We start from the raw sequence: 12,435 nt of genomic DNA, 5'->3' as shown, positions 1-12,435 counted from the left end.
AGGTATGGAAACCACAGGGAAAATATATCAAATAACAAATGGCGCTCTTGAAGTAGACAGGTCAATTAAAGGAAAAGTAGACTCTGAAAATCTATGTTTTTATCGCTTTATTGGTGGTAACTCTAGTGAGACGGAAGAGTTAATTACAAATCTACATTCATTAAAAGAGGAAAGAGATTTGTTAATTGGGATTTTTCGTTATCCTTTCCGCTTTGAAGGTAAAAAAAGATTCAATACGGCAACAACCCAATATTTTAGAATGAAGGAAATATGTGATGCTGTTATCTATTTTCACAGTGATGCCCTTATGGAAATGATCGATAGTAGTACAACCATTCGGGAAGCGAACCTAACGTTTAGTTCTATAGAAGAACATACCATAACCTTGCTAAAACAAATTATTGAGGAAACCGGTGACATGAATATAGACTTTCAAGATATAAAGTCATTTATCAATAAACATAGAGGCCCTCTTTTTGTCCATACAGTTGAAGGGGAATCTTTTGATGAGCCTTTAAAGTATTTATTTTCAACTCCTTATCTACCGGAGGACTTTACAGACGGAAAGCAGTTAATTATTAACATTGGATATACAAGAGGGGTAGATATGGAAGCATTTCGTCAAATAAATCTACGTCTACATGATCTATTTTCAAAGGCGGACATCTTTAAAATTGGCTCTTATTTTATTGATGAACCAGGGCAAAGATTTAAGATTACTTTAATTGTGAATGGAATAAGTGACCCAGTAGAAGCCCCTAATGATTATAAAAAACTATCCAGATACAAAGAATTCATAAGGAAATGGCAGAGACTAACAGAAAAAGGGAAAAAACGTATAGAACTTTTAAAAAGCTGATCTTATAGAATCTATAGGACCAGCTTTCTTTTTATTTATTCATCAATGCTAAAAAGTCACCAAGCAAATCATCCGGATCTTCTTCTTTAACATCATTCGTATCCTCTCTAGAAGAAGCCAACTCTTCTCTAGCCTTTTCTAAATCGAAGTTAAGTAAATCATCTTCCTTGTTCTGATCCCTTAGGTCATCAGGTGTGGTCTTGGTTTCTTCCGAGGATTCTAAAAAACTATTCATATGAATAGCTGAGATAGAATGTTCATCAGTATTAAATATGTCCTCTTCCTCTTGTAAGTATAGTGCATCATCAATATCTGGTGCTGTGCTATTTAGTGAGGCTAAAATAGATGTTGCCCGAACAGGATCTACTAATAATTGATATACAATACTGCCTAGTAAAGCTTCAGAGTGAGAATGTTTCAGCCAATTGCGTTGTTCTTTATTTAATGGTTTCGGAAGAGGTATAGTAATGGTCTCTCTTTCCTTAGCTAATGACTTACCTACACCTTCTAGGGCATATTCCGCAATTTTACTAGAGAAATTCCTTTTTTCTGTTTCCTTTAGATTTTGCAATTGCTTAATGATGTGATCCGGAGTGTCAGAAGGGATTCGAAAGGTGAGTGCCTGTCCTCTTTGTATCCGGCTAGTTCCCTTGTTCGGCATAAAATCACCCTATTTTTCTACAGTTTGCTTCTCTTTTTCTTTATTGTTCTTCCTATAGTAATCAGAAATTAACTTATAGTAAGCATTTGCCATCATCCAAACACTTTCTTTCTCGTCTTCAAAGAAGCCAATGTTATAGCCATCTAAGCTATTATTAAGCATTTTAAGGTAGTCCTTTAGGACAATGGCTCCCCCACCTACAAAATAACAAATTTCAGTTTGGGAGTTCTTTTGCCAGATGTTTCGTAGTATCCGGTACTGCTTCTTGGCTAAGTCTAAGAGAATTCTATCTGTAATGTCGTGAACGCTTGTCCGGCTACCTTTGACCATGATATGGTTCCGATCTTGCTTTTTAGTTATAATTTCCACCACATCTCTCCGACTATCAAGTTCAACGCCATGTTTCGTTCTTATTTCTTCCCTAATAGCTTCAAGAGATTCAGCAACACCTAAATTAAATCCTTGCGCTTTATCATCATCTACATTTCGATTCTTAATGACTGCAACATCTGTTGAAAGGCCACCGATATCCTGTATTAGAATCCGTTTGTCTATTAAATCCCGGTTGATAATATTTAAATTGTTATCCATCACTAAGTTAATAAAAGCAGCAAATCCCTCTGGATATACCTTCACTTGGTTAAATTTAAGATTTACTTTTATCCCTTGGTACTTCGGGGTTACTAAAAATTCTACTTGATGAACTGAACTCAATAGGCGTGAACGGTAACCGACATCTTTTCCTTCTTTTACTTCTCGAAGTGGTAAACCGGTCCCTAATGTATAGTCAGCGTCTATAACACTACTATCCTTATGCTCTCTCACAGCATCTAGGGCTAATGTTGCGAATAACATGACCAATGTTTGATCTTCTTCAGACTTACTACTTCCTTGGTCTAATTCAGTAGCATTGTCACTTTTTGTTGCTAAATTACCTACTCGGTATATTACATTATTTTCTTTTAAGGCAGGGGAGTGGACTTTAATATGAATGCCTTCTAGAGGATCTTTATTATCTAGTTCTTCTATTCCGATTACTGGTCTATCTTCGGTATCCCTTGCAATGACGTTAGGGATACTTAATTCGTAATCGGCATTACCGAATACCGCTTTAACAGAGTCATTACCTACATCGATGGCAGCAATTCTACTTTTACTCATAATCACACCTCCAAAAGATATATGGTGAGCTCATCCCACCATATATAAATCGTAATTCGGAGATGTCAATTCCACAATCATCCGAAAGTTGTGTTCATAATAGAACACAAGTAAACATTGATGTGTACAAGATATCCGGTTTGTACACTCATTGACACTACTATATGCGTACTCTTTTGTGTACAAGCACACGTTTTCGTATACAAAAGAAAACAACCTGTATACATGTACACTTTATTGTTTTCTTTTAGTCTTGTAATACTTTCCTCCTTTTCTTATTAGTAAGTTCATCCAGTATTTTGAACCTATTGAACTAGGGACCAAATTTTACCTATTATAACTTGAAAGAGTTTCCTCTTTACATTTATATTCGTATGTACTAGTATAGATGAGCACAATCCCTACTATTCTTATTGGTTTTGAGGTGAATAAATTGACACAAACAACTTTAGATATAAATCAGCCCACTAGAAATACAGGAGCCACAACGATTGTCACAAATCTAAGTCCAATGCAAAAAAGGTTAGTCTCTCTTGGAATTCTAGTTTCTATCCTTCTTTTAGTAGCCATCGTTAATTCTACTAACTGGACACAGGGAATCTTGTTTATTATTGGTTTAGCGTTAGGTACTACATTACTATATGCCCGATTTGGATTCACATCTGCTTTTCGTAGATTAACATCCGTTGGAAATGTACAAGGGCTTCAGGCTCATATGTTAATGTTCGCTGTATCTACAACACTATTTGCAATCATCCTAAGTACTGGTTTTAGCTTTACAGGAGTGACGCCCTCTGGTTACGTTTCTCCAGTTGGTGTGAGTGTACTTTTGGGTGCATTTTTATTCGGAATAGGAATGCAACTTGGCAATGGCTGTGCTTCAGGAACGTTATACAACTTAGGTGGAGGTTCATCCTCCATGGTTATCACTCTTGTTTCGTTTATTGCTGGTTCCACTCTAGGGGCTTACCATTTTTCATTTTGGATGGAAGAAACACCATCTCTTCCTGCAATTTCATTAGCAGAATCCACTAATTTTGGTTATTTAGGAGCTTGGTTTGTACAAATGCTTCTTTTCGCTATGATTTATTGGATAACTGTTCAAATTGCTAAAAAGAAAAATCCACCTATGATGAAGCCACTCCCAACTACAACTGGGTGGAAAAAAGTACTCCGGGGATCATGGCCATTGTTCGTGGCGGCTGTTGTATTGGCAGTATTAAACGCATTAACCTTGACAGTTAGAGGTACTCCATGGGGAATTACTTCTGCATTTGCACTTTGGGGTGGAAAGTTTCTTTCTGCAACAGGCGTTGATGTAACTAGTTGGGGTTATTTCTCTGGTGCTAATGGGGAAGCGTTAAAAACAACTGTACTGGCTGACTCAACAAGTGTGATGAACTTCGGAATTATGTTAGGAGCCTTTATTTCGGCTTCCTTCCAAGGAACATTTAAACCTAGGAAGATTAAGCTTGGTGTAGCCGGAGCTTCTATATTAGGAGGACTCTTAATGGGTTACGGAGCACGTCTTGCTTTTGGCTGTAACATTGGTGCCTACTTTGGTGGAATTTCATCCTTTAGTTTACATGGATGGGTATGGATGATTATGGCCATGCTTGGTACGTTCTTAGCCCTATTTATCCGTCCATTGTTCGGATTAAAGAATCCTTCATCCAATGATTCATTTTGTTAATCCAACTTTTTATTTTTTTTAAAAAAGAACCTCTACCTTTTTGGGTAGAGGTTCTTTATAATCAATTAAGCTTCTACTGTCTTCATAGCAGTTTTCTTTCTTTTTTCCCTTGGTTCCTCATACTTGGTCATAGTGATCCCTGTAATTCCATAGAAAAGGGAAACGAGAGGTGTAATAAGAGCCAAGAAACAGAATGGAAGATACGCACCTGTTGCAACTCCTAGTGCACCAGCCGTGTATAAACCACTACCAGTCCATGGAACAAGTGACGAACTCTGTGTCCCTGTATCCTCAAGTACTCTTGAGAGATTTTCAGGTTTTAAATTTAACCTTTCAAATATCGGTCTCATTAAAGTACCACCCATTACAGTTGAGAAGTAAACAGATCCACCAATTGCCAGAGTCGCATAACTTACAATAATAGTGACAAAGACAAGTGTTCCTGTATGTTGAATTTTATGAGCGAAAGATGCAATGAGAGCTTCTAATACTCCCGCTTCCGCTAGCATACCACCCAGACCAAGGGCAAATAAGAATAAAGCTACAAGGGCAATCATACTGACTAACCCACCACGTTGAAGTAAACTATCAACTATTGCAATTCCAGATTCTACTTGGTAACCGCTATAGAAAATGTTAATAATATCACCAAAACTTACACCTTGATAAACCATTGCAATGATCCCACCTACTGCTGCTCCAATAAAAATGGATGGAATAGCTGGCTTTTTTAGCATTAGCAATGTTATTAACACAGCAATAGGAATTAACGGTACAATACCCAGATTAAAAGCCTCATTTAGATAAGATGTAAGTTGGCCAACACTTGCAGCATCTACAGTTCCTGTATACTTTAAGCCAATCAAGGTAAAAATCACGGCTGTAATTATATATGCAGGTATTGTCGTCCAAAGCATGTGCTTGATATGGGTGAATAACTCCCCACCTGTTACTGTTGGTGCTAAGTTTGTTGTATCTGAAAGGGGTGACATTTTGTCTCCAAAGTAAGCCCCACTAATAATAGCACCTGCTGTAATTCCAACTGGTATTCCTAAAGTTGTTCCGACCCCCATCATGGCAATCCCTGCTGTCCCAATCGTTCCCCATGAAGTTCCCGTGGCCACTGATACAAGTGAACAAAATAGTAAGGTTGTAACTAAAAAGAACTGGGGTGATATCGCATTTACTCCATAGAAAATTAACGTTGGTACGGTACCGGATGCGATCCATGCACCGATTAAAATACCGACGGTTAATAAAATCAGCCCTGGCTGTAACGCCCTACTCATCGAACTTATCATCGACTTTTCAACTTGTTTATAACTAAAACCCAACCCCATCATAAACGGAATTAGTACAAGCATGCTGATAAACATCAGAATTTGAATCGGTGCATCAAATGCGAGTATCCCCACTGAAATAACAGCAATCGCTGCAATTAACATAGATAGTGCATACATAAATGTAGGTTTTTTAATATTATCGGTTTGCAACAAACCACTCCTTAATGTTATTGATCTTAGGTTGTGAGATTTCTAAATTAAATAAGGGGTAAATGAAAAGACTGGAGACTCCAAACGAGCTCTCGAATTGGAGAATACATATAGAAGGGATAAGCAGGGTACCTTCATAAACCAAGTCTTGAACGGTATATATTAACCTTACTATAGATTAAATTATCAGTAAATTCGGATATAAGCCTATATTTCGAGATTAAAGATGCTGAGGGTTGGTAGAAGACTATGACACTAGCAAAACCATAAAATTGCTAAAGATTTATCTTAAATACGCTTAGAAATGGCTTAACAATATCTAAACAAAGGGATTTTGTTACATTTGTTACCTCTTCTTAAATATTGAAAACGTTTAATTTGTCCAAAGATTGTGTAAATACTACTAAGTCATTAATTTAGGAGGAGATGAATTTGAAAGAAATCCTATCTACTCAAATAACTTTACATGAGGATACTTCAATGGATCGTATACTTTCTTTTCATCAATTTACTAGAAACTACAGCGGAAATATTTATATGATTAGCCAGCGCAAAGTTTTAAATCCTAATAACCTACCAAAACTTGTTTCATTTCTTTTAACCTGTAAGAGTAATGATGAAGTAAAAATTGTTGTACAAGGAAATAACGTTAATCAAGTCATTTTTGATTTACAGAACTACTTTAAACCCGTAGATAAAACATCATTACCAGCCGAAAAAGCAATAGTCTAAGACTTTGTAAAAAAGGAGTGTTCTTCATGGAAGATAAAAACATTCACGTTGAAAAAAAGGAAAAGAAATCAAATTCTAGCCTTGTTGGAACGACTCTCATTAAATATACAGCCTACTTGATTATATTTTTCGGTATCCTATGGTTTTTAATTACCTATATTTTACCTATGATTTAAGCTATTTTACTAAATAAACTGAACCATATGAGGAGCTGTTTATAATGAACAAAACTTTTTCAAACATATTAGTAGCTTTTGATGGGTCTAAAGATAGTAGAGAAGCTTTAAAAATGTCAGAGAATCTAACGAAATTTAGTCATGCGCGATTAACAGTTATTTATGTGGATGAGTCGAAACCGGCAGCTACCATCCCTGTAGATCAGCCCTTTTCTGTACAAAGTGCAATAAATGGGAATGATATTATTAACCATCCACAATCCTACGTAGACCCTGTTCATAATCCAGAAGAATCAGGCATGAAACATCGGGAATATAGTGATAACACATCTGGAGAAATTCTATCTATTGCTAAAAGTAGCCTTTCACCTACATTAACTGAAGTAGATTATGAAATCTTAATGGGTAATCCGGCGGATGAAATTTATGAGTATGCACAACAAAATAATGTAGATCTCATAATTGTCGGAAATAGAGGAGTCAGTGGCATTAAAAAGCTAATCCTCGGAAGTGTTAGTAGTCAAATTTCCAATCAATCACCGTGTCCAGTCTTAGTAGTTAAATAGTAGTAGAAAAGGAGACTGATATACAGTCTCCCTTTCTGGGGGATAGAAAAAAGAACCTTCAATCCATAATGATTAAAGGTTCTTTACTTATCATCACTAACTATTAACCGGTTCTTTTTTGCTAAGACCCAGCGTTTGTGAGGTTGATTTATCGATATCTTTGAATAAATCTGGATTCCCTGAGAGTGACACTCCAAAGGAAGGAATCATTTCTTTAATTTTTGGCTCCCACTCTTTGATATGTTGTGGGAAACACTTTTCTAGTACCTCTAACATAACATGAACGGCAGTTGAAGCACCTGGAGAAGCACCTAACAGAGCAGCTACTGAACCATCAGTGGCACTAACAACCTCCGTACCAAATTGCAGTGTTCCTTTTCCAGCCTCTGTATCTTTAATTACTTGCACTCGTTGGCCAGCTACTACTATCTCCCAATCTTCCAGCTTAGCATTTGGAATAAACTCACGAAGCTCTTCCATACGCTTTTCATTCGACAACAGCACTTGCTGAATCAAATATTTAGTCAGTGCCATCTCTTTGACGCCAGCCGCTAACATCGTAAGGATATTATTAGGTTTTACAGATCGTATCAAATCAAGGTTCGACCCTGTCTTTAAAAATTTGGGTGAGAAGCCAGCAAAAGGTCCAAACAATAATGCCTTTTTGCCATTGATAAATCTTGTATCAAGGTGCGGTACAGACATTGGAGGAGCACCTACTTTAGCTTTGCCATACACTTTTGCATGATGCTGCTCTATAACTTTTGGATTCTTACAAACCATAAATAGTCCGCTAACCGGGAATCCTCCAATATGTTTTGACTCCGGTATACCGGTTTTTTGTAGTAAAGGTAGGCTTCCACCTCCACCGCCAATGAATACAAATTTAGATGTATGGTGCTCCATTTTACCGCTATCCATATCGAGAACTTTGACTTCCCAAGAACCATCGCTAGTCCGCTTAATATCCTTAACACTATGCTTGTAGTGTACCTCGACTTTATTATTTTTTAAGTGATCAAACAACATACGTGTTAAAGCACCAAAATTGACATCCGTTCCTGAATCAATTTTTGTTGCCGCAATAGGGTCTTTTGAAGTTCTCCCATTCATAATAAGCGGAATCCATTCCTCTAGTTTCTCGGGGTTATCTGAGTATTCCATCCCTTGAAATAATGGGTTATTTGAAAGCGCTTCAAAACGTTTCTTTAAGAATGTTACATTTGATTCCCCTTGTACTAAGCTCATATGAGGCAATGCCTTAATAAATTCCTGCGGGTTAGTAATCAGTTTACGGTTTACAAGATAGGACCAAAATTGCTTTGAGACTTGAAACTGCTCGTTAATCTTAATCGCCTTACTTATATCTATAGATCCGTCTGGTTTTTCATTTGTGTAGTTAAGCTCACACAATGCAGCATGGCCCGTCCCCGCATTATTCCATTCATTCGAGCTTTCTTCCCCGGGCTTTGCAAGCTTCTCAAACACTTTAATATTCCATTCTGGTACTAATTCCTTCAGGAGTGCTCCTAATGTTGCACTCATAATACCAGCACCAATTAAGATAACATCTGTTTTTGTTTGTCTATCGCTCATTTTTACCATCCTTATACCCTATGATGTCTAGATAGGTTACACACCTATTTGTCTTAAATACATATTTACGTGTTTATTTACAGATTATAAGATTCTACTGTCATCTTATAATTATAAACTATTTAATGCTGGTAAAAAAGTGAGAAGTCCATCCACTTATTTGAAACTGAACAATAACCAATAAGATTACTCGGTTATTTGTACAAGTAAACACTTGGGTTAAGCGTAATACTGCACTTCTTATTTCACTTTCTCATCTAACAACATTCGAAAGAGTGCTTGCTAGAAGCAAATTTACACCGTTCCAATACCTTCTTCAAATAAGAAAAAGACAGGCTTTTTCCTGTCCTAACCTGTCCTAAACTGAAACTATATTAACTTTTCTAACGTTCCCCTTTGTTATAACACTATTTGTGGTACGGTTCACCCCGGTTAATTCGAAAAGCACGATAAATCTGCTCAACTAATATTAGCCTCATTAACTGGTGTGGAAAAGTCATTTTCGAAAATGAAATGGCTTCATCGGCTCGATCCATTACTTTCTCACTTAAACCGAGTGAGCCGCCAATAATAAACGCAATTTTGCTGTTCCCATACGTAGCTAGCTGGTCTAATTTGTTGGCAAGTTTTTCTGAAGAAGGCATTTCTCCCTGTATGGCCAAAGCTATCACATAGTCATCAGGCCTAACCTTTCCAAGTATCCTTTCCCCTTCTTTTTCTTTTATAAGTACTTCCTCTTTAGGACTAAGATTTTCTGGTGCCTTTTCATCAGCAACTTCTACAATGTCTACTTTGGCATAGCTCGACAATCTTTTTGTATACTCCTCAATCCCAAGCTTCAAATATTTTTCTTTCAGTTTCCCAACCGTAATAATTGTGATATTCACAGGTTCTCCTCACTTTACAAACAAGATATCCACAGAACTTATCCACATATACACATTTATTGTCCACATATTGTGTCAGAATGAGTGTTCGCCACAACATATATCGCCGGGTTTTGACAATATTCACAGGTTGTTGATAAATCAGATTCCCGCTCAATTTTGTTTAGAATTGGCGGTTCACCTGTTTCATCCACCACATCATCTAAGGCTATATCAATATGCTCTAAGCAGCTATAAACCAATACTTTCACCCTCTTTTATAAATTTCATAATTTGCATCAAATACATTTTTCTCACTTATATTATTTATAAGATTTTATCTTTTTACACATGTGGATAATCCCATTTTCTATCCACATAGAAAAGAGAGATATGGAATTTTAATTTATCCACATCTCTCAAGGTAGATTAAATATTTCCTTTAGCTAATTTTATCACGACTTCTTGCTTTTCACCATTTCGATAAATAGTAACACTCATCTGATCGCCAACGTTCTTTTGTGTATAAAGATATTTTCTTAGCTGAAGAATATCAGCAATTGGTTCATCATCCATCGCTATGATTACGTCCAGTTCTTGTAAGCCTGCTAAATCTGCTGGTGAATTTGGAATCACACCTGATAAGAACACGCCTTCTTCTACTCCTTCAGGTAATCCAAGCGTTTCTCTTTGATGATAGGACGATACTGAGCTAACGTCCCCACCTAGAGTTATTCCCATGGTTGGGCGCTGCACTTCTCCAAATCGTTCTAAGTCCTGAATAATAGGAATTGCGTAGTTAACAGGAATAGACAGTCCAATTCCTTCAACAGCTGATTGTGCAATCTTCATAGAATTAATACCAATTACTTGACCTTCTATATTGACTAAAGCTCCCCCAGAATTACCTGGGTTAATAGCTGCATCCGTTTGAATAACTTCTGCCTGCCAGTCAACAGAACCATTTTGATCTATATCAATAGGAATAGCCCTTTCTAGCCCAGAGATTATACCTTTTGTTACGGATCCAGAAAACTGTAAACCAAGCGGATTTCCAATGGCAATAACAGGTTCGCCAGGCGTAAGCGCATTTGAATCCCCAAATTCAGCAACAACGGCTACGTGTTCTGATGGAATTTCAAGAACAGCTAAGTCACTCCAAATATCAGTTCCCCTCATTTGGGCAGGTACCTTTGATCCATCAGCTAATGTAATTTCCACTTGATCTGCACCATCAACTACATGGTGATTGGTTACAATATATGCCACATCACCTGCTTTTTTATAAATAACACCTGAACCTGTCCCCGCTTCAGATTGTTGGTTCCAGAAACTATTCGCTTGGATATTTGTAACTCCAACGACTGCATTTGAAACTTTTTCTACTGCTCTTGTTACCTGGGTTGTTACATTGACACTAATGTTTTTTTGAATAGCTGACTCTGGTGCGCCATTTTCTGCCGTCTCTTCAGATTCAGGTTCAATATTATATGGTAAAACATTGTAGTTAATGAGGGTAGGAACAGCGATAATAACTAGTAGAGCTCCTAAAACAACTCCAACTAAGCTGGCTATTAAATATCCTTTGTTATTCCCCTTTTGGTTTTTGGGAGCTTGCTCATAATCTTGGTCATAGTATCCCACCGAAACTCACCCTTTCTGAAGTCATAATACCCAACGTTTTATAAAAAATAACCGAAGCTATATGTATTATAAAGCTGACATCTATATTCTACTTATTATTCTGCCTTAATCACACTTTTTATACCATGCCATGTACCTTCCCTAACCTAAAAATGGGAATGAACCATTAATTGGCTCATTCCCATCTTGTTAAACAGCTACTAGTGAAGTTGCCGCTTTTGGATCCGTATCATATAATTCAAAGCCTTCACCAGCTAATAATCCTTTAGTTTTTAAGGTTTGGGCTACTGACATACGGGCTAATTCTTTCATGTTGTTATCTTGGCTCAAATGGGCTAAGTAGATTCGTTTTGTCCGGTCACCCATCACTTCACTCATAGCAATTGCAGCATCTTCATTTGAGACATGGCCAACATCACTTAATATTCTTCTTTTTACACTCCAGGGATACCTCCCCATTCTTAACATGTGCACATCATGATTACTTTCGAAAACATATGCATCTGCATTATGGATAATTCCTTTCATCCTATCACTGACATATCCGGTATCTGTGATCAACACTAGTTTCTTACCTTGATAGTGAAAAACGTAAAACATAGGTTCCGCAGCATCGTGTGATACACCAAAAGATTGGATATCTAGACTACCAAAAGAATGAACAGCCTCCATTCCGAAGATATTCTTTAAATCTATAGGAATTTCCCCAATCTGGCTGTCCATGGCAGCCCATGTCTTTGCATTTGCATATATGGGCAGATGATACTTACGTGCTAATACACCTAGTCCTTTAATATGATCAGAATGTTCATGTGTAACAAGAATTCCAGATAACTCTGCTGGGCTTCTGTCTATCTGTTGAAACAGGTTCTCCATTTGTTTACCACTTAATCCAACATCCACTAAAAAACGATGTTGATCAGTTTCAATATATGTTGCGTTCCCCTTACTCCCACTTGCTAAAACACTAAAATACAAAGACATTTAT

General features: G+C 37.0%; 13 protein-coding genes. 5 read left to right on the top strand and 8 right to left on the bottom strand.

Annotated elements, in window-relative coordinates:
• Positions 1 to 4 precede the first annotated feature (4 nt).
• Positions 5 to 859, top strand: coding sequence for an FtsZ/tubulin family protein (locus ABDZ91_RS13795; protein ID WP_343799904.1), 855 nt, complete (start codon positions 5 to 7; stop codon positions 857 to 859).
• A gap of 31 nt (positions 860 to 890) precedes the next feature.
• On the opposite strand, the gene ABDZ91_RS13790 is transcribed toward ABDZ91_RS13795, so the two are convergent.
• Positions 891 to 1,520 (bottom strand): hypothetical protein, encoded by a 630-nt coding sequence (locus ABDZ91_RS13790; protein ID WP_343799902.1) that lies wholly within the window; start codon positions 1,518 to 1,520, stop codon positions 891 to 893.
• Positions 1,521 to 1,529: 9 nt separating this feature from the next.
• Positions 1,530 to 2,681 (bottom strand): Alp7A family actin-like protein, encoded by a 1,152-nt coding sequence (locus ABDZ91_RS13785; protein WP_343799900.1) that lies wholly within the window; start codon positions 2,679 to 2,681, stop codon positions 1,530 to 1,532.
• Between the two features lie 511 nt (positions 2,682 to 3,192).
• On the opposite strand from ABDZ91_RS13785, the gene ABDZ91_RS13780 reads away from it, so the two are divergent.
• On the top strand, positions 3,193 to 4,374 hold the full coding sequence (locus ABDZ91_RS13780; protein ID WP_343800012.1) for a YeeE/YedE family protein: 1,182 nt from the start codon (positions 3,193 to 3,195) through the stop codon (positions 4,372 to 4,374).
• 65 nt (positions 4,375 to 4,439) lie between these two features.
• Here the strand turns inward: ABDZ91_RS13780 and nhaC are convergent, their stop codons facing one another.
• Positions 4,440 to 5,867 (bottom strand): Na+/H+ antiporter NhaC, encoded by a 1,428-nt coding sequence (nhaC, locus tag ABDZ91_RS13775; protein ID WP_343799898.1) that lies wholly within the window; start codon positions 5,865 to 5,867, stop codon positions 4,440 to 4,442.
• 480 nt (positions 5,868 to 6,347) lie between these two features.
• On the opposite strand from nhaC, the gene ABDZ91_RS13770 reads away from it, so the two are divergent.
• The 3 genes from ABDZ91_RS13770 to ABDZ91_RS13760 are packed head-to-tail and all read left to right on the top strand — an operon-like array spanning position 6,348 to position 7,341.
• Positions 6,348 to 6,599 carry a hypothetical protein gene (locus ABDZ91_RS13770; RefSeq protein ID WP_343799896.1) on the top strand — a complete coding sequence of 84 codons (252 nt, stop codon included), beginning with the start codon at positions 6,348 to 6,350 and terminating at the stop codon, positions 6,597 to 6,599.
• 26 nt (positions 6,600 to 6,625) lie between these two features.
• A complete protein-coding gene (locus ABDZ91_RS13765; RefSeq protein WP_343799894.1) occupies positions 6,626 to 6,775 on the top strand; it encodes a hypothetical protein in 150 nt (49 codons plus the stop codon).
• A 44-nt stretch (positions 6,776 to 6,819) separates the two neighbouring features.
• Complete coding sequence (locus ABDZ91_RS13760) at positions 6,820 to 7,341, top strand: universal stress protein (RefSeq protein ID WP_343799892.1); 522 nt, start codon at positions 6,820 to 6,822, stop codon at positions 7,339 to 7,341.
• A gap of 96 nt (positions 7,342 to 7,437) precedes the next feature.
• Here the strand turns inward: ABDZ91_RS13760 and ABDZ91_RS13755 are convergent, their stop codons facing one another.
• From ABDZ91_RS13755 to ABDZ91_RS13735, 5 genes are all read right to left on the bottom strand, one after another.
• A complete protein-coding gene (locus ABDZ91_RS13755) occupies positions 7,438 to 8,937 on the bottom strand; it encodes a malate:quinone oxidoreductase (RefSeq protein ID WP_343799890.1) in 1,500 nt (499 codons plus the stop codon).
• 407 nt (positions 8,938 to 9,344) lie between these two features.
• Entirely contained in the window at positions 9,345 to 9,824 is a 480-nt protein-coding gene (rlmH, locus tag ABDZ91_RS13750) for a 23S rRNA (pseudouridine(1915)-N(3))-methyltransferase RlmH (RefSeq protein ID WP_343799888.1), read from the bottom strand.
• A 56-nt stretch (positions 9,825 to 9,880) separates the two neighbouring features.
• Positions 9,881 to 10,066, bottom strand: a complete 186-nt coding sequence (locus tag ABDZ91_RS13745; RefSeq protein WP_343799886.1) for a CxxH/CxxC protein — start codon at positions 10,064 to 10,066, stop codon at positions 9,881 to 9,883.
• Between the two features lie 166 nt (positions 10,067 to 10,232).
• Positions 10,233 to 11,447, bottom strand: coding sequence for a S1C family serine protease (locus ABDZ91_RS13740; RefSeq protein WP_343799884.1), 1,215 nt, complete (start codon positions 11,445 to 11,447; stop codon positions 10,233 to 10,235).
• A gap of 189 nt (positions 11,448 to 11,636) precedes the next feature.
• The gene (locus ABDZ91_RS13735) at positions 11,637 to 12,431 is read right to left on the bottom strand and encodes an MBL fold metallo-hydrolase (RefSeq protein ID WP_343799882.1); all 795 of its coding nucleotides are present in this window, start codon (positions 12,429 to 12,431) and stop codon (positions 11,637 to 11,639) included.
• Positions 12,432 to 12,435 lie beyond the last annotated feature (4 nt).

It is taken from the genome of Bacillus carboniphilus, from assembly GCF_039522365.1.
GTDB lineage: Bacteria > Bacillota > Bacilli > Bacillales > JC228 > Bacillus_BF > Bacillus_BF carboniphilus.
Note: the sequence above shows the minus strand (reverse complement) of the source record. Positions and strands in the feature narration are given on the sequence as shown.

Excerpts from the sequence above, each read along its gene's own strand:
- ABDZ91_RS13795 (WP_343799904.1), top strand. The coding sequence starts at position 5 with ATGGAAACCACAGGGAAAATATATCAAATAACAAATGGCGCTCTTGAA.
- ABDZ91_RS13790 (WP_343799902.1), bottom strand. The coding sequence starts at position 1,520 with ATGCCGAACAAGGGAACTAGCCGGATACAAAGAGGACAGGCACTCACC.
- ABDZ91_RS13785 (WP_343799900.1), bottom strand. The coding sequence starts at position 2,681 with ATGAGTAAAAGTAGAATTGCTGCCATCGATGTAGGTAATGACTCTGTT.
- ABDZ91_RS13780 (WP_343800012.1), top strand. The coding sequence starts at position 3,193 with ATGCAAAAAAGGTTAGTCTCTCTTGGAATTCTAGTTTCTATCCTTCTT.
- ABDZ91_RS13770 (WP_343799896.1), top strand. The coding sequence starts at position 6,348 with ATGGATCGTATACTTTCTTTTCATCAATTTACTAGAAACTACAGCGGA.
- ABDZ91_RS13765 (WP_343799894.1), top strand. The coding sequence starts at position 6,626 with ATGGAAGATAAAAACATTCACGTTGAAAAAAAGGAAAAGAAATCAAAT.
- ABDZ91_RS13760 (WP_343799892.1), top strand. The coding sequence starts at position 6,820 with ATGAACAAAACTTTTTCAAACATATTAGTAGCTTTTGATGGGTCTAAA.
- ABDZ91_RS13755 (WP_343799890.1), bottom strand. The coding sequence starts at position 8,937 with ATGAGCGATAGACAAACAAAAACAGATGTTATCTTAATTGGTGCTGGT.
- ABDZ91_RS13735 (WP_343799882.1), bottom strand. The coding sequence starts at position 12,431 with ATGTCTTTGTATTTTAGTGTTTTAGCAAGTGGGAGTAAGGGGAACGCA.